The sequence below is a fragment of the Ligilactobacillus hayakitensis DSM 18933 = JCM 14209 genome (assembly GCF_000615845.1).
Classification (GTDB): Bacteria; Bacillota; Bacilli; order Lactobacillales; family Lactobacillaceae; genus Ligilactobacillus; species Ligilactobacillus hayakitensis.
Genome location: NZ_BAML01000002.1, coordinates 89,371 through 107,828, shown reverse-complemented (window position 1 = coordinate 107,828; position 18,458 = coordinate 89,371). Strand labels below are relative to the sequence as shown.

The 18,458-nt window shown below is 34.0% G+C and carries 15 protein-coding genes; 7 read left to right on the top strand and 8 right to left on the bottom strand.

Features of this window, described 5'->3' with window-relative positions:
- From JCM14209_RS01095 to JCM14209_RS01080, 4 genes are all read right to left on the bottom strand, one after another.
- Window positions 1-2,233: YhgE/Pip domain-containing protein (locus JCM14209_RS01095; protein ID WP_025021802.1), on the bottom strand; the 2,233-nt coding region annotated here is incomplete at its 3' end.
- Window positions 2,234-2,377: 144 nt separating this feature from the next.
- Window positions 2,378-3,526 carry a sensor histidine kinase gene (locus JCM14209_RS01090; protein WP_025021801.1) on the bottom strand — a complete coding sequence of 383 codons (1,149 nt, stop codon included), beginning with the start codon at window positions 3,524-3,526 and terminating at the stop codon, window positions 2,378-2,380.
- A gap of 67 nt (window positions 3,527-3,593) precedes the next feature.
- Window positions 3,594-4,283 (bottom strand): response regulator transcription factor CroR, encoded by a 690-nt coding sequence (croR, locus tag JCM14209_RS01085; protein WP_025021800.1) that lies wholly within the window; start codon window positions 4,281-4,283, stop codon window positions 3,594-3,596.
- 224 nt (window positions 4,284-4,507) lie between these two features.
- On the bottom strand, window positions 4,508-5,737 hold the full coding sequence (locus JCM14209_RS01080; protein WP_025021799.1) for a serine hydrolase: 1,230 nt from the start codon (window positions 5,735-5,737) through the stop codon (window positions 4,508-4,510).
- A gap of 147 nt (window positions 5,738-5,884) precedes the next feature.
- Here JCM14209_RS01080 and JCM14209_RS01075 point away from each other — a divergent pair, with 147 nt between their 5' ends.
- The 4 genes from JCM14209_RS01075 (at window position 5,885) to JCM14209_RS01060 (ending at window position 9,020) form a co-directional block, all read left to right on the top strand.
- Window positions 5,885-6,391, top strand: a complete 507-nt coding sequence (locus JCM14209_RS01075) for a TetR/AcrR family transcriptional regulator (RefSeq protein WP_025021798.1) — start codon at window positions 5,885-5,887, stop codon at window positions 6,389-6,391.
- A 15-nt stretch (window positions 6,392-6,406) separates the two neighbouring features.
- Window positions 6,407-7,468, top strand: a complete 1,062-nt coding sequence (locus tag JCM14209_RS01070; protein WP_025021797.1) for an ABC transporter permease — start codon at window positions 6,407-6,409, stop codon at window positions 7,466-7,468.
- 5 nt (window positions 7,469-7,473) lie between these two features.
- Complete coding sequence (locus JCM14209_RS01065) at window positions 7,474-8,148, top strand: ABC transporter ATP-binding protein (RefSeq protein ID WP_025021796.1); 675 nt, start codon at window positions 7,474-7,476, stop codon at window positions 8,146-8,148.
- Between the two features lie 128 nt (window positions 8,149-8,276).
- On the top strand, window positions 8,277-9,020 hold the full coding sequence (locus JCM14209_RS01060; RefSeq protein ID WP_025021795.1) for a hypothetical protein: 744 nt from the start codon (window positions 8,277-8,279) through the stop codon (window positions 9,018-9,020).
- Window positions 9,021-9,071: 51 nt separating this feature from the next.
- Here the strand turns inward: JCM14209_RS01060 and helD are convergent, their stop codons facing one another.
- Complete coding sequence (gene helD, locus JCM14209_RS01055) at window positions 9,072-11,366, bottom strand: RNA polymerase recycling motor HelD (protein WP_025021794.1); 2,295 nt, start codon at window positions 11,364-11,366, stop codon at window positions 9,072-9,074.
- Window positions 11,367-11,507: 141 nt separating this feature from the next.
- Here helD and JCM14209_RS08730 point away from each other — a divergent pair, with 141 nt between their 5' ends.
- Both JCM14209_RS08730 and JCM14209_RS01045 read left to right on the top strand, forming a co-directional pair.
- Entirely contained in the window at window positions 11,508-12,140 is a 633-nt protein-coding gene (locus JCM14209_RS08730; protein ID WP_035519702.1) for a VTT domain-containing protein, read from the top strand.
- Between the two features lie 100 nt (window positions 12,141-12,240).
- Entirely contained in the window at window positions 12,241-14,097 is a 1,857-nt protein-coding gene (locus JCM14209_RS01045; protein WP_025021793.1) for a monovalent cation:proton antiporter family protein, read from the top strand.
- Between the two features lie 26 nt (window positions 14,098-14,123).
- Here the strand turns inward: JCM14209_RS01045 and hflX are convergent, their stop codons facing one another.
- Together hflX and JCM14209_RS01035 are read right to left on the bottom strand one after the other, a co-directional pair.
- Complete coding sequence (gene hflX, locus JCM14209_RS01040) at window positions 14,124-15,386, bottom strand: GTPase HflX (protein ID WP_025021792.1); 1,263 nt, start codon at window positions 15,384-15,386, stop codon at window positions 14,124-14,126.
- 91 nt (window positions 15,387-15,477) lie between these two features.
- Window positions 15,478-15,879: a GNAT family N-acetyltransferase gene (locus JCM14209_RS01035; protein ID WP_025021791.1), complete on the bottom strand. Its 402-nt coding sequence runs from the start codon at window positions 15,877-15,879 to the stop codon at window positions 15,478-15,480.
- 242 nt (window positions 15,880-16,121) lie between these two features.
- On the opposite strand from JCM14209_RS01035, the gene JCM14209_RS01030 reads away from it, so the two are divergent.
- The gene (locus JCM14209_RS01030) at window positions 16,122-17,444 is read left to right on the top strand and encodes an APC family permease (RefSeq protein WP_025021790.1); all 1,323 of its coding nucleotides are present in this window, start codon (window positions 16,122-16,124) and stop codon (window positions 17,442-17,444) included.
- Window positions 17,445-17,587: 143 nt separating this feature from the next.
- Here the strand turns inward: JCM14209_RS01030 and JCM14209_RS08725 are convergent, their stop codons facing one another.
- Window positions 17,588-18,451: a DUF6681 family protein gene (locus JCM14209_RS08725; RefSeq protein WP_225349668.1), complete on the bottom strand. Its 864-nt coding sequence runs from the start codon at window positions 18,449-18,451 to the stop codon at window positions 17,588-17,590.
- Between the last annotated feature and the right edge of the window lie 7 nt (window positions 18,452-18,458).

Genomic DNA, 18,458 nt, shown 5'->3' with positions numbered 1-18,458 from the left:
ACTTGCCGACACCACTAGTTAAAGTTGGAACTTTAGCATTCAATTGACCTAAACCGCCTGCTAATTGGGCTGCCCCACTATTTAAAGCTCCTGAGTTAGCAACAATTTGGCTACTTCCACTTGCTAACTGTCCGACACCACTAGTTAAAGTTGGAACTTTAGAATTCATGATATTTAATCCATTGGCTAATTGATTTGAACCAGCTAATAAAGTATTGTTATTAGCTGCTAATTGGTTAGCACCGCTTGTTAATTGACCAACACCATTCATCATGCCTGGAAGTTGATTTTGTAATTCTCGACTTCCATTAGCAAGGCTATTAGCCCCTTGATTTAAGGCAGCATTATTAGCAGTTAATTTTTGAATCCCATCACTAGCTTGCTTAACGCCATCAGTATACTTAACTACTGAACTATTTAATGTTTTTGAAGCTGTTGCTAATTGGCTTGAGACTGCTTGTAATTGTTCTAAATCTGCTACAACCTTTGTTAATTGGCTAGTTGCAGCATTAACATTATTTGAATTAACATTAATGCTGTTAAGAGTATTCATTGCTCCTTGAATTTGACTCATCGCTGCTTGAATTTTTCCAACACCATTAGCAACATTATCTAGACTAGCTAATTGACTATTCAAGTTTGTAATTGCTCCTTTAGCGGCAGTCGCTTCACTAGCTGCGGCTTTGCTATCATTAATCGCATTTTGCAATGCAGCTTTTTGATCAGCAGTCAATTTATCTGATCCCATTACGCTTTGAATTGCACCAGCAGCTGCACTCGCTTTTGAACTTGCAGCATCTAAGTGTCCTGAAACGCCAGCACCAGCATTTTTAACAGCTGAAACTTGGCTATTGATTCCACCTAAACTAGCTTGTAATCCACTAATACTTGGACCAACAGCTTGTAAGCTTTGTTTCAATGCTGCGGCTTGTTGCATTCCAGTAACTAGCGCTTGTGCATTTCCTTGAGCAGCTTTTAATTGGTTAATATTAATTTGGTTAGCAGCCGCTGAGAGTTGTTGATTATACTGAGCTAATTGACCTGCTCCATTTTTCAAAGCTTCTGAATTAGAGTCTAACTGAACTAGTCCAGCTTGTAGTTTATCTACACCACTAGTATAACGGTTTACACCTTGGTTCAAACTAGCAGTTCCATCAACTAATTTTTTCGTCCCACTTGGCATTTGTTGTAAAAGACTACTATTTAATTGGTTTAATCCTGAAGATAATTGACTAACCCCATTGGTATAAGTGGTTAAGCCGTTGTTTAATTTATTACCTCCAGTTGCTAACTGATTCATTCCAGATCCTAATTGACCCACACTACCATTTAGCGTTTGAATTCCACCATTTAACTTCGCAATAGCTCCAGTATATTGGCCAATGCCACCGGCTAAAGTATTAGCTCCAGTTGATAACTGATTCATTCCAGATCCTAATTGACCCACACTACCATTTAGCGTTTGAATTCCACCATTTAACTTCGCAATGGCTCCAGTATATTGTCCAATTCCTCCAGCTAATGTATTAGCTCCAGTTGATAATTGTGATACTCCTGAACTTAAGGGGCCCACCCCTGCTTGAAGTTGCATCACTCCATCATTAACTTTAGAAACGCCTGCTGTATATGTTTGAAGTCCATCTGATAAAGTATAGGCACCATCTGAAAGTTTAACAGCACCATCAGCTGCTTTATTAAAGCCTTTGCCTACTTTTTTTACTAAAGCAAACATTGTTTGGGCATATGATTTTGAAACCGTATCACGTACTGAATTTTCAAGTGTTTTAGCCCCTTGTTCAGAAATAACTTTCCCAATATAATTCAAGGAATCATTGGTATTATAAGTTAATTCCATCTTTTTAGGATTTTTATCTAAAACTGTCGTGGCATTTTTAGAAAAATTCTTGGGAATTGTAATGACCATATAATACTTTTTATGACCCAATCCATATTTTGCTTCTTTAGCATTGACAAAATGCCAATCTAAACTATCATTTTTTCGTAATTTTTCTTCAAGTTGTTCACCAACTTTTAGCGTTTTTCCATGAAATTTTACCGCTTTGTCATTGTTAACAACTGCCACTGGAAGGTACTTCGTATTCCCATAAGGATCCCAGACTGACTTTAAGAAAAATAAAGAGTATAAAAATGGAATCAAAAGCACCGCACAAATTGTTGCAAATAAAATTTTACGGTCTTTAATATGCTTAAATTCCGCTTTAATCATATTCATCTTATCTCTTCCTTTCACAATTATTTGTCTCCCTTTAATTGTGACACATCTTTTTTTAAAAAAAAGAGATAAAATTGGCAATTTGTTTCATTTTATCGAAATATGTATATAAAAAAAGAACTGGAAAAAAATTTCCAATTCTTTTTAATCTTTTACAAACTCATCATGTTTCAATGGTAATTGCATGATAAAGCTTGTTAAATCTTGATTTGACTCAACTTTAATTGTTCCATGATGCAATTCGATAATGCTTTGCGCAATCGCTAAGCCTAAACCAGTTCCTCCAGTTTCTTTTGATCTTGAACTTTCAACGCGGTAAAAACGATTGAATACCTGATTAAGAGATTTTTCTGGAATTGGTTCCCCATCATTTGCAATCACGATTTTGACACTTTGATTATTTTGATTTTCAACAGAAAGGTAGATATTTTTTCCGCCTTTTCCGTATTTCAAGGCATTCGTCACTAAGTTATTGAAAACCCGGGCCAATTTTTCTGGATCAGCTTCAATCATCAACGATTCATCGGGAATCTTGACGCTAATTTCCATTTGCTTTTTTTGTCCTTCCAATTCAAAGGAGGCACCGATTTGTTCAAGCATTGCTCCAATATTTAATTGCTGCAATTTAAGTGGCGTATCGGTTTGACGTACTTTGGTATATTCAAATAAATCATCAACTAACGATTTCATTTGTTTAGATTTTAAATATGCTATGTGAGTATACTTTAAAACATCTTCTTTATTTTGATATTGATGGTCTTCAATTAACCCCAAATAACCAATAATTGAAGTTAAAGGTGTGCGAATATCATGACTAACATTAGTAATCAATTCGTCCTTTGACTTTTCAATTCGGCGTTCATCTTCCATCGCTTTGATTGTACTATCAACCAAAGAATTAATTGACAAGATAACTCGTTGCATTTCTCCTTTAACCGAAAAAGGAATCCGATGACTAAAGTGTCCATCAGCAATATAATGCAATTCAGTAATAATATGTCTTAACTGCATTTGACGATAACGTCTTGTTAGCCGCCATTGAATGACAATAATATCTATGATTGCCATTATCGCAATGAAAATCCAGCCCCAACGCCACATGCGAATATAGCGTTGGCCCAAATACATCGACATCTTAATCTGTAAAAATCCCGTTGCGATGCCTGGATTTAAACGTATCAATTGATTCACAATCACATATAATGACATGTTTAACAGGACTAATAAAACAAAGGTTAGGATCCCTTCCCCTAGGAGTTCACTTTTCTCGCGTCCTGTAAGACGAAACTTCATGGTTTATCCCCCTTGAATTTGGCGAAATCACACCTTAACTTTAAGGTGCTTTTTTCCCACAGCTTGGTTATCTTGATTCAATCTTGTAGCCCACACCCCAAACTGTTTGGATGACTTGTTCACCATTAGTTGCTTCTTCAATTTTATCACGTAAATGACTAACGTGAACCATAACTGTTTTAGCTGAAACAACAGATTCTTGTTGCCATACACGTTCAAAAACTTCATCGGCTGAAAAAACACGATTTGGATGACTTGCTAACAAGTGTAAAATTCCAAATTCTAGTGCGGTTAACTTAATATCTTTACCATCAATGGTCTTAACTTCATGTGAGTCTTTTTTAATAATTAATGGTCCGATTTCGATTTTATCGGGTTCTGTTTTTTGAACAGTTTGTTCGGAACGACGTAATAATGATTTTACACGAGCCATAACTTCAAGTGGATTAAATGGCTTGGTTACATAATCATCCGCTCCTTGAACTAAACCTTGAATTTTATCTAAGTCATCTGTTTTAGCTGAAAGCATCAAAACGGGAATTTGAGAATCGCGTCTGATTTCACGGACAACTTCCATTCCGTCCATATTTGGCATCATGATATCTAAGATCATTAATGCAATATCTGGATTCGTATTAAGTTTTGAAATTGCTTCTTTACCGTTATAGGCTTTTTCAACTTCATAACCTTCATTTTTGATATAAATACTTAATAATTCAACAATATCCTTGTCATCATCTACTACTAAAATTTTCATATTTTTCTCCTTAACGTATATCTAGTTGTTTATTCAATCTCTCATCTCTTTAATTATAACTTGTAATGTTAATTACAACAAAAATATTACTGAATATACTTAAAGAAATTCATAAATTCAATCCGGTCATTTCTAAATTTTTTATTAATTATTTCTTAAGGCTGAGAATTTTAGGTAACTTGGCCCAAATTAAAAGGCAAGAGCCCCATGTCTTGCCTTTTAATTTATGCAGCGATTCTTTCAAATAATCTAATAAATAAATTATCTGATTCAACTTTTTGGGCCGCTTGAACTTTCACATCTAAATGAGTATTGCCATTCAAGTATCCTTGATGATCGGTTGTTCGCATGTGTGCTGTCCCTAATTTTTCATTAACCTTAATCAGTGGTTTAACTGGTTTACCATCTTTGGTAATAAGTTCCGTTTCAACCTTATCATTTTTACCTACATATAATGTCATTGGTTCACTGGCTTTAATTTTAACGTTTTTCTTCGTTCCATTTTGAACCTTGACTTGTTTCATCACCGGAATTATTTGTCCTTTTTTAATGTCATAGATGTTATGATTTTGGTATGTTTCTTCCATTAGTTGTTGCGTAATTGCAAACCGACTTGCATCCGTTTGAGCTCCAATAACAACTGTGATAATGCGGTGACCATCCTTGTTGGCCGTTCCCACAAAGCATTTACCCGCAGCATCTGAAGTTCCAGTCTTTAAACCGTCGACCTTTAAATCTTGGTTTTGTAATAAAGTGTCAGTATTATTCACCATTGTTTTTTTACCTTGATCATTAAAATTTAAACTCTTTAAACTGGTTGTTTTTAATACTTCTGGGTGTTGTTTAATCAAAGCTTTGGCAATTATAGCCATATCTCTGGCAGAAAATTTATTTTCGGCATCTTTATCAGCATTTTTATCTCTTTCATTTTCTAACATTCCATTAGGTAAGCCATTTGCATTATGAATTTCTTCATCATAAATTCCTAATTTTTCTGATTTTTGTTTCATTAATTTAATGAAGTCTTCTTGATTTCCGGCCACTGCTTTAGCAATTACCATCGCACTGGCGTTAGCAGATCCAACTAGTAAAGCTTGGTATAGCTGATAGATTGTATATTGATGATTTTCTTCAAGTGGAACATTCGTCAAGCCACTTTCATGACTCAATTTAACTTGAGTTGACGTTGGAACTACTTTTGTATCCCAACTAATTTTTTTAGCTTTAATTTGATCCAGCAAAACCAATGCTGTCAATAATTTTGTCATTGAAGCAACTGGATATTTTTGTTCGCTATTTTTTTGATACAAGATTTGCCCCTCATTAGCATCAACTACAATCGCTGCTTTTATATTCTGATTAATTTCATCTGCTTGAATTGAATACGTTACTGCCACTAAATTCATCGCAATTGTCCCAACCATCATTATAAAAATCTGGATTTTTCTTAGCATTTATATAGCTCCTTTAAATAGTTTATACAGTACATTATTTTAATCAAATATTTAAGAAGTTCAACTTCATTGACAGCATTTCACTATAAGAATATACTAAATTTAGATAGAGTGACAACTCGTCACCGAGTAAAAGAGGTGAGTTATATGCCCAAAGATACATTTTTTAATATTCCATCAAAAAAGCAAACTTTAATCCTAGATGCTTTACTTGAAGAATTTTCAAAAGTTAAGCTTAGTGAAGCTAAAGTTTCAAATATCATTAAGAAAACAGGAATTGCGCGTGGAACATTTTATAAATATTTTGAGGATATCAACGATGCATATCGTTATCTTTTCAAAAAAGCGATGATTGACATTCATCAAAATATTGTCCGCCAACCACAAGAAAAACAAGATGCTAACTTTTTTGTTAAAGAAACTGCAGATTTTTTAAACGAAGTCTTGAATCATCGTTATTATAATTTCATTAAAATGGATATGCTTTATAATCATATTACTGATAATCAGGCTCATCCCCCTAATTTCGATCCAATTACATGGAGTGTTGCCGAATTATGTCATAGTACGATTAAAAATAGTTTGAAAAATCCTACAAATCAAAAACAATATTTAGATAATCTCAAAGTTGTCTTAGAAAAGTTACTCAATTAGAAAGGATCTGATTTTATGTTTCTCGCTCTTAAAGAAATTAAGCATGAAAAACTCAGATATAGCATGATTATTGCGATGATCGTACTTATTAGTTATTTAATTTTCATTTTAACCAGTTTAGCTCTTGGTTTAGCCCATGAAAATACCGCCGCCATCGAATCTTGGAACGCTAAAAGTGCGCTTTTAAATAAATCATCTGACTTAAACTTACGACAATCACTTTTAACACAAGCTCAAGTTGATAAATTTACTAATAACAAAAACAATGCGGTTATTGCGGAAACAACAGTTGTGACGACCGCTAAAAATGCGAAAAAAACTTCCGCAACTTTAGTTGGAATTAATAAAAATGAGTTTATCGCTCAAAATATGAAGTTAAGTGCCGGTAAAAAAGCAACTAATAATGATGAAATTGTTTTAGACGATTCCTTTAAAAATAACGGTTATAAACTTAACCAAAAAATTCGCCTCAATGATTCTGATAAGAAATATCGCATTGTTGGCTTTACTAAAAATGCTAAATTAAATATCTCTCCGATTGTTTATACATCAGTTGATAATTGGAGAACTTTTAGAGGGATGGCTCAAAGTTTTGGTGGCAGTGCAATTGTTTCAAAAGCTTCTAGCATTAAAAATAACGATAAAACCCTTAAATCCTATCCAATAAGTCAAATTATTGAAAAACTTCCCGGTTACTCCGCTCAAAACTCAACTTTTGTTTTTATGATTGGATTTTTAATGATTATTTCTTTAATCATCATTGGCGTTTTCCTTTATATCATCACAATCCAAAAACTTGGTAATTATGCCGTTTTACGGGCCCAAGGAATTTCTGCCAATGTCTTAGTTAAAGCAACTATTAGTGAATCATTTATCCTTACAGTTAGCGGTTTACTTATCGGAATTATTTTAACTGCTCTTACTGCTTTAGCGCTCCCTGCTGCCGTTCCGATGACCTTTGATATTCCATTAATGAGTGCTGTTTCCGTTGGATTACTTGTTATGTCAATGTTAGGTTCTCTTATTCCAACCCGAGTTGTTTTAAAGGTTGACCCCGTTTCAGTAATTGGAGGTTAGGTGTTATGGAAACAATTAAACTTACTAATATTAATAAATTTTTTGGTGAAGATATTGCACGTGTTCATGTTCTTCGTGATTTGAATTTCACTGCTAACCCTGGTGAACTCATCTTAATTTTAGGGCCTTCAGGTTCCGGTAAAAGTACTTTTCTTACAATTGCTGGTGGACTTCAAACACCTTCTTCTGGTTCAGTAATGATCAACAATCAAGAAATCATGAATTTATCGCAAAAACAAAAAGATAAGTTTCGTTTGAATGAAATCGGCTTTGTGCTTCAAGCTTATAATCTTGTGCCATATTTGACGGTCAAAGAACAATTTCAATTAGTTGATCGCGTTAAAAAAACTGGCAACCTCAGTGAAGAAAAGCTAAATGAAATGTTACAAACGCTTGAAATCTCTAATTTAAAAGATAAATATCCTGACCAACTATCAGGTGGACAAAAACAACGGGTCGCAATCGCCCGTGCTCTATATACCAATCCAAGTATTGTCTTGGCCGATGAACCAACGGCAGCTTTAGACAGTGCTAGAGTTAAAGAAGTTGGGAACTTATTATCCAATCTTTCCCATCAACAAAATAAGACAATTATTGTTGTTACACACGATATTCGCCTTGAAGAATTCGCTGATCATATCTATCACTTAGATGATGGATTCCTCAAAAAAACAAAATAAAATATAGGACCAATCAAAATATTTCTGCAAAATGGAAAAATTAATTGATTGGTCCTTTCTTTATTTCATTGAATTTACTGATATTCTTCGTTATTATAATAATATAATTTAAATGGAGGAAAATATATATGCGTACTTGTCTTAAAGGCCATCCGATGCAAGAAAATCAACAATTCTGTGCCGAATGTGGATCACCAATGCTTCAAGAAAATAATTATACCCTTCCCCAAAAAAAGAGAAGTTACACTCTTCCCATTGTTTTAACAATTCTTGGGCTTGCGGTTATCTTAACGGGAGGGTTCTTTGCTTTTCGTCAGTACTTTACAAGCTCAAATGATGTTGTGATCGAAGAAAAATCAGCATCATCATCTAATCAGGCAGCTACACAAAGCTCCGATACTGATAAAGATAAGACTGATGAAAGTGAAGCTTCAACTGCTTCAAGTTCTAAAAAAGTCAGCGGTCCACAGTTGGATGCTGCTAACCTAACACCTAAACAAAATGCTGCTTCGATTTTGGTTTATGGTGCTGAAAAATTACAAGACTCCCTTTGGAAAGGTAATCTTGATTCCTCTAAAAAAAATAGCGCTCTTGATGTATCATTGTCAGATATTTCAGAGGATTCCAATAGTATTAGTAAGCCAGGGATGGGCACTTACTACAGTTTAGCCCCAGGTGAAGTTGACTCTTCAATTGGTTATACTTTAGAAACGAATCAAACAGTTAATTTCTATAAACAAGGTCCAAGTATGTCATCACCATATATCCTATTAGGATCTGTTCCAATTGAAGACATTGTTGACTGGGTTAATAATAACAACCAAGTTACAACTGTTAACAATATTGCTTCCGCAACTAAAATCTACGGATAATTAAAAAAGCTTGATAAACCAGAGTTTTAACTCTGATTATCAAGCTTTTTTCTATAGCATTTCATATAATGTTGGATCAATGCGACTCATTAATGGGGTTAATTCTTTGGCTGCGAAAATGTTCAAGCGGTGCATTGCCCGTGAACAAATCGTATAAACTAATTGACGTTCATTTTCATCGTGATAATTATCTCGATTAGCGTTCCACATAATCACTGCATCAAATTCTAACCCTTTAGCTAAATAAGCTGGAACCACAATTGTTCCTGGAACCAAACGTTGATTTTCAGTCTTAATTAATGTGACTTGCATCCCGTTTTGCTTCAAAGCTTCTGTTAATGCTTCACATTCTTTGAGTGATTTTCCAATAATCGCCGTAGTTAATTTTTCTGCATCGTTGCGATGTAGCTGCATCATCACATCTTTTAATAACCGGCTTTCATCGGCATCAACCGTAATTGTTGGAAGTTCGCCATTTCTTTGGAATGAAGTAACAGCTTCACCACCAATTAAAACTTCTTTGGTAAAGTCAGTAATTTGTTTCGTTGAACGATATGATTTGGTTAGTTGGACAACATTCGTTTTCTCGCTATCAAACATCGTTGAAAGTTCATCTAATAATGTCCGACTATTTTCTTTGGTAAAGATTGCTTGGTTCAAATCACCTAGCATCGTGAATTTAGCTCTTGGAAAACCAAACTTCAAATAAGCCAATTGATATGGGGAATAGTCTTGAATTTCATCAATAAAGACATGACGAATTTCAGTTTCCCCTCTTTTACCTGTAATTAAATCATAGAGATATAAGTAAATCGTCACATCAGCCATTGATAATTTATGATTTTTCAAACGATTAATGGTATCTTGAGCGGCGTTTGACCAATTTTCATCAGTTAAATCATATTTTTTAAGATCAACTAAGGCAGGTACATTCTTGATGAAATGTACAAATTGCTTATTGATACTTAAAAATTGGTTCTTCATAATTTTTCTTTGAATTGGACGCAATTGATTCATTACATATCTACGCGCTAAGAATTTCATTTCTTTATCCGCATTGCCAAATTCACGTGGTTGGCCATCATATAATGCCATTAATTCTTCGCGACTAAGATTTTGAATGGCTTCTTGCACTTCATCAGTTTTAGCGATGACATCAATCTTTGAATTTAACATCTTAATCAAGCGTTCTTTAGTTGCATCAAGGCGGTTACGCAAATTATAGTTCGCATTAAAACTATAATAAATTGCTTTAATTTTCTTTTTACTAAAGAAAACTTCACCATTAAACTTAATATCTCTAAAGCGCATATGAGATTGATTTAAAATATCACCATATTGTTGCGTCGCCTTAAAGAGCGCTAAACTACTTTTTAAAGCATTTAGCTTGCGTTGAAGGGGATGATTATCTTCTTCAAAGCGTTCTTGTAGCGTTTCAACATGAATTTTAGGAACACGGCGTTGAGCATATTGATAGTATGTCATTTGGACCATGTTTTGTTCCCCTAATTCAGGCAACACTTGATCGATATAATCATTAAATAATTGGTTCGGTGAAAATAGCACAACTTGACTTGAGCTTAAATTTCCTCGATAGCGGTATAATAGGTAAGCTACCCGTTGAAGTACTGCTGAAGTTTTACCAGAACCCGCAGCTCCTTGAACAAATAATAATTCTGAATCAGTATCACGAATAATCTTATTTTGTTCTCTTTGAATTGTTGTGACAATACTCTTCATTTTCGTATCTGAAGATTCATCTAGGACTTCTAACAACATTTGATCGCCCACAGTTTCATCAGTATCAAATAAAGTTACGATAACCCCATCTTCAACCATAAATTGGCGCTTCAACGTCAAATCAACCGTTTGCTCACCTTCAGGAGTTTGATAATTTACTTCCCCTAAATTGCCATCATAATAAATACTTGAAATTGGAGCCCGCCAATCATACACCAAAAAATGATCTGGTGAGTCCGCAAATGAACCTAGTCCAATATAAACTGATTCTTTTTCACCGTTTCCTTTTTCAGTAAAATCAATCCGCGCAAAATATGGTTTCTTTTCTAATTTTTCTAAAACTTCTAAACGTTGCGTTGCATTCTTCCAACTATTTTCACGTTCTTGAAGTAATTGTTGTTGCTGACGCACAGTTAGTCCAGTTTCCATCATCCCCGCATATGTATCAGTTTTGATGCGGACGTTGTTTTTAAAATCGTCCATAATTTCTTCACGATCAGCTTCAACTTTTTTAATTTCTGCTTTATTCTTTTTTTGTGCAAGACGAATCTGTTCAACCACAGAATTCATGCGTTCTTGTTCAATTTGTTTTTGTGATAAGGTCACTTACAAAGCGCCCCCTTATAATTTTTTTGTCATTCTATTGTACCATTTTTTTACTAATTCTAAAAATCAAACTCCTCTCTAGTATTCATCTTTACTAAAGACTACAATGAAAGTATCAAAGAATAAAAGAAGGTGATTTATGTGATATCTCAAATCGTTTTTTTCATCACGCATCTTAATGAATTTTTACAAGCCATAATTAATACCATGGGCCCTTGGTCATATGTCATTTTATTTCTAATCGTTTTTGCAGAAACGGGATTAGTCATTTTTCCATTTTTACCTGGTGAATCACTCATCTTCTTTACTAGCGCCATTGCAGGAGCAACAAAATCCAATCTGAATGTTTTTATTTTGTTTTTGGTTTATTTTTTTGCAGCTCTTTTTGGTGATACGGTCAATTATGCGATTGGAAAAAATCTTCACCGGTGGTCATTTTTCAAACGACACGTCCCGCAAGAAAAATTCAAAATCGCCCATCAATTTTTTGTTAAGCACGGAGGAAAAACCGTTATTTTTGGACGCTTTGTCCCATTGATTAGAACCTTTGTGCCCCTTATTTCTGGAAGTGCCCTGATGGATTATCAACGCTTTACTATTTATAATTTTTTGGGCGTACTTCTTTGGGTAGGCTTGGGTACATTTTTGGGTTATTTCTTTGGACAAATTTCATTTGTTCAAAATCACTTTGGAGAAATATTTATCACAATTGCTTGTTGCGCCCTTATTCCAAGCATTTCCGTTAGCATTGGCCGCTATTTACGCCGCAAATAGCAAAAAATATCACGCTAAATATATTTACTATATTTTTTTATATCTTCATGTTATTATTTAACAGTACAAATTAATATTTATATGAATCGAGGTAATTACAATGAATCTGTCGCTATCAATTGTAGCATTAGCAGCTTTCATTACCCCAATGATTTTGGCGCGTTTTAAGATTTCATTTCTTCCGACTTCTGTCGCCGAAATTATCATTGGTGTTATTATTGGTAAAAGTTGTTTTGACTTAGTTACACCAAGTTCAATCCTTAGTTCACTGTCAACATTTGGGGTTTTACTTTTAATGTTTTTAAGTGGGATGGAAATTGACTTTAGTCTTTTCCAACGTAATTCTCAAACCCTTTCTCCGCTTGAAGAAAAAATAAAAGCTAACCAACCAAAGTATTCACCTGTGATTGTTGCTTCTATAGCTTATGGTTTATCAATCTTAGCTTCATTTATCCTTGCTTTGATTTTTAAATTCACTGGTCTTTTCAGTGATATTAGTTTAGCAACAATTTTATTTGCAACGGTTTCATTGGGGATTATGACTTCATTATTAAAAGAAAATCAACTGCTTTCTCGTCCTTACGGGCAAACAGTCCTTTTATTTTCTGTTTTAGCCGAAGTTATCCCAATGTTAGCTCTAACAGCTTATGCTTCAGTCGTTGCAAGTAAAGGTGGCAGTATTTGGTTAATTGGAATTCTATTTATTGCCGCTGCAGTCTTATTCAATCGCTTCCGCTACTTCTTTTCATTTTTCGATCGTATTAACAAAGCCACAACTCAAATCGACATGCGCCTTGCATTCTTTGTGATTGTTGTTTTAGTTTTCATCGCCGAAAAAGTAGGAGCAGAAAATATCCTGGGAGCCTTTGTTGCTGGGATTGTTTTAAAATTACTTGAACCAGCTGAAGAAACAGAGCAAAAACTCGATGCTATTGGATATGGTTTCTTTATCCCCTTTTTCTTTATTATGACAGGGGTGAAACTTGATATTCCATCGCTTTTACATTCACCAAAAACGTTGATTTTAATTCCATTATTTTTCGTAGCTTTTATACTTGCAAAACTACCAGGATATTTCGGATTTAGATTACGTTTTTCAAAGAAAAATTCTTTAGCCGCTTCTGTTGTCACAAGTACAACTATTACACTTGTTGTTGCAACTTTAGAAGTTGCTGAAAGTCTCCATGCAATCAGCGAACAGCAAGCAGGCGCCTTTCTTTTGGCTGGAATTTTAACATGTATTGCTGGTCCAATAATTTTTAACAGATTATATCAAAATGATCCTCAAGAAAATAAAAATACCCAAGTATCAATCATTGGGGTTAACTTAATTTCGGTATCAGCTGCCAATGAGCTCGATAGTGATCTTTTCAATGTTACTTTATATACTAATATTAAAAAGAATTATGAAACTTATAAATCAAGAGCGAACGCTAAATTTGTAGATTCTCTTGATGCTGATTACTTAATTGAAAATCATATTTTTGATACTGATATTTTAATTCTTAGTTATTCTGACCCTAATATTAACCATAAATTAGCGTTAGCTGCTAAGAAATATGGCGTTCAACGAGTTATTGCTCGTTTCGAAGATATGAATCCGTTAAGTAATAAAGTTAACGAACTTGAAGAAGCCGGAATTGAATACTTCAGTTTATTTGAATTAAATGTCGGCGTCATGCGTTCAATGGTTGAAAGTCCTTCATTATTAGAAGCCTTCACCAACTCAGATGCACGTCTTTATGAAGCAGTCGTTAATAACGCTTCTTTTGTCGGCGTTGAAATTAAAGATATTCCATATATTAAATCAATTACAATTAGTCGAATTTATCGCGCCCATCGCCCAATTTCACCGCACGGATCAACCCAATTACAACTTGGAGATCATGTCGTATTTTCCGGAAATCCTGACGAAAGTGCCTATCTAAGAAGAATGTTACAATTGAAGAATTATTAAAAAAGCTGGGAATTTCCCCAGCTTTTTTAATCGATTTGAAACTGCTTTAATTTTGCAGCAAGAATTGGATTAACTTCGACTTCTAATTTTGTTCCTTCTGCTAGATATTCTGTCCTTAAAATATTAGCTTCTTGATTAAGTACTTCAAGATATCTACCTTCACTAAATGGTAACAGATAAGTATGAGTTTGATAATCATCGAATAATTTTTCTTTAATCACATTGATCAATAATTCTAACGATTTTTGATCTCTAGCGCTATATGTTAATTGATCACCTTCCATAATTGGATATGGAATTTGTGCCAAATCTGCTTTATTATAAGCATAAATCATTGGAATATCAGTTACCCCTATTTCTTTTAACGTTGAAGTTGTTGTTTCAATCATTTCTTTAGCGTGTTCATCTGCGCCATCAATTACTTGAATTAATAAATCTGCTTTTGAAGCCTCATATAAAGTAGTTCTAAATGCCTTAACTAATTGATGCGGTAATTTAGATACAAATCCAACTGTATCTGATAAAAGAATTTCCTTGTTATCATTGAACTTTAACTTTCTAACTGAAGTATCTAGAGTTGCAAATAACATGTCTTTTTCAAAAACTTCTTTTTCTGGATCTTGTCCTAACATTTTTAACAAACCATTCATCGTTGTTGATTTACCGGCATTCGTATATCCAACCAACGCCACTGTCTTAATCCCTGATTTATCTCTTAACTTACTTTGAGTTTCTTGATTGGCTTCAATTTCTTTAAGTTCTTTTGAAAGATTATTAATCCGCTTTTCAATCACACGACGGTTTAATTCCATCTTTGTTTCCCCAGAACCACGGTTAGTATATCCTCCTCCAGCGTTGCCCGCTGTTTGTTGGTCCATCTTATTGATACTTGAAGTTCTTAATCGTGGTAATTGATATTGGAGTTTAGCTATTTGAACTTGCAACTTAGCTTCTTTAGTATGTGCTCTAGATGCAAAAATTTCTAAAATTAAAGCAGTTCGATCAACGACGCGCATTTCTGTTATATCTTCTAAATTTCGAAGTTGAGTTGGAGTCAATTCATCATTAACAATTAAAGTCTCAACTTCATGTAATTCTCCTTCATGGAAAATTTCCTCTGCTTTCCCTTTACCAAAATACGTTGCTGCTACAGGATGTTCAAGCTTTTGGCTAATTTGTTGAACAACTTCCATGTCATTTGCCTCACATAAAGCAGATAATTCAGACATTGTATATTCAAAATTTTCATTTTCAGTTTCTAAACCTGAAATAATTACTGGAACCGTCATTTCTTATTCCCCTTAATTTTATATTCAATTTATTTTACCACGAATCAAAAGCGGAGATGAGTACTTTGTCTTCTCATCTCCGCTTTTATGATTATTTTGAATCAGCTTCAAATAGCATAATTCCATTTTCAGACATATCATGAAAACCCGCATTTTTAACAATTAAAACTTCATCGTTCACTCCTATATTTTGAGTGAGAATAATTTTAGGAACCGCTTGATAATATTCTTTCAATCGTTTAAGTAAATACGTTGCGATTTCAGCTTTATCATAATGTGCGTCAATTGTTAATTCCTTAACGTATACAATCGTTGTATTATCACTAATCGCACTGATAAATCCAATTAGTTTATCATCAATATATGCTCCCAAAACATAGGCCTTTTTGAGTCCCTTTTTAAAAAGGCTATAGTCGTAATCAAATTTTCCAATCGAAGCATAGATTCTGCGAAGCTCCGTTTTATTTATTTTAGGATTTTCTTTTAATTCCATTACTACACCTCATATTATTAAAATAAAATTAGAAAATTATGATAATTCTTTTTTATTGTAACTAAAATTTTAATTTTTATCAATATTTTTTAAATTTTTCCAATAAAAAGCCTACTTAATTCAAAAACAAAAAATTTTGTTTTTGAATTAAGTAGGCTTTTATAAGTATTTAGTATATAATACTTATAAAATAGTTCTAAATTTTGATAACTACTTAAAAATTTAAGAAAGAAGGTATCTATATGCCGGAGAAAAAAAGGGGCATTGGTTTACAGCGCTCATTAGGTCTTTACTCAGCACTTTCACTTGTCGTTGGTACAATTATTGGATCTGGAATCTTCTTTAAGCAAGCTTCCATTTTGAGTAATGCCCACTCCACAACCAACGCGATTTGGGCTTGGATTATTGGTGGAATTATCACTTTAACTGGTGGTTTGACAATCGCTGAAGTTGGATCAATGTATCCTGAAACTGGTGGACTTTATGTCTATATTGAAAAAATGTACGGCAAATTTTGGGGATTCCTTGCCGGATGGGTGCAAATTGCGGTTTATGGACCGGCTTTAATTGCATCCCTCGGAGCCTACTTGGCAATTTTACTAGTTGCATTCTTTGGTCTTCCTCAAACGTGGACAGTGCCAATTGCGATTCTGTCATTATTTTTAATCTCAGTCTTTAACCTTCTATCTAACCGCTTTGGTGCTAGTTTACAAATTTTCACAACCATATGTAAGATGGTTCCAATCTTTTTAATCATCATCTTTGGTTTGTTATTTGGAAATGAACATGCTTTTGGACAAGTTATTAGTGGAGCAACGACAAGTTCAATCGGCGGTTTTGGGATGGCAGTTTTAGCAACATTATTTGCCTACGATGGCTGGATTTTAATCGCTAATCTTGGGGGAGAAATTAAAAATCCGCAAAAAATATTGCCAACTGCAATTATCTTAGGAACATCGCTTGTTTTAATTATCTACGTATTATTAACCATGGGAATTTTTAGCGCAATGTCTGCTAACCAAATTACCAAGTTAGGCGAACAAGCTGCTCCTCATTTTGCGATTATGATGTTTGGACCCATCGGTGGGAAGATTTTGAATCTTGGAATTATCATTTCAATCATCGGAACAATTAATGGGAAAATTATGAGTTTCCCCCGCATTATGTTTGCAATGGCGCAAGCAAATGAATTACCATTTTCTAAACAACTTTCATGGCTTCATCCAAAGATGCATTCACCGATGGTTGCGACTTTTACAATGTTTGTTTTTTCATCAATCTTAATATTATTTGCTGATGCAGATCGCTTATCAGAAATTTGTATTTTTTCAATTTATTGTTTTTACTTAATCGCTTTTATTGGGGTATTCAAGCTTCGTCGCTTATACCCTGATATCAACCGTCCATTTAAGACCCCACTTTATCCCTTAACTCCAATTATTGCTGTTTTGGGCGCGGTCTTTGTGATGGCTAGTGAAATCCAAGCTGATTTAATCGGAGTTATTATTTCATTAGTATTCGTTTTAATTGGCGCTCCCATTTATTTTTATAAAGTTAATAAATAATAAAAAAAGATGCTGAAAAATTCAGCATCTTTTTTGTTACCATCGATTTTTAGTTCGTCGACTCATCCGACTTGTTGTCTGCCCATCATTTTGGTCATCATTTATTTGAATTTCATTTTTTTCACGGCGGCTTGCTAAACTATTTACGCTTCGACTAGCAGCTTGAAGAGATGTTTTATTTGATTCACCACGATTACGATATGCAATTTTGGCATCAATTCCAAATAAGCCTCTTCTTCAATTAACGTTGAACGCCCTGCCGTACTAAATGGTCCGCCTGTAAGCACAACTGTCGCTAAGTAAACATGATACTTATTAATTGCTTCTTTGGCTGGAAGTAAACCGATTGTTTTAATATTAGCTAAACTCTTTCGCTGCATTTGGTTGACGCCACCAAAAATTTCAAGGTTATCCTCAGTTTTTACCATTTCAAAATATGGCAATGATTGTGGAGTTTCTCCTAAAGCATAGCGCGCCTTGCCATCTTCTTTAATTTCCAAGAGAAGTGCATTTTTACTTTTACCGTCATAATCTAGATGAAGATAATCAATCTGTTTTAAATTTTCCGCTACTACCTGGATATTTTCTTCTTGTTGCTTTGTAATTTCTAATTCAACTGGTAAAAAATCTTGATTTTCATCAAAAATCCCATTAGTTTGAACAAAGCCACTTTGACGCAATTTGGCTACTTTTTTGCGGGCTTCTTCTTCTGGATCTTTTGGGGTAATCCCAAGAGCTTTTTCGATTTGGGGTGAGATATCATACTTGGCTTTTTTATCGGTGAACCAATACATCACATTAATGTACGTGAAATACAATAGAGCAATAAAGGCTAAGATAAATAAAAATCCACGAACAAAAAATCCATTAATAAAAAAGCGAGTCGCTACATAAAGAAGATAAAAATTCCCAACGCCTCCTACAATCGTATAGACTCGGTTTTTTATTTTTACATTCATATTAATGTAACCAATCCAAGTATTGATAAGACCTAACATACTGAACATTTTTTGT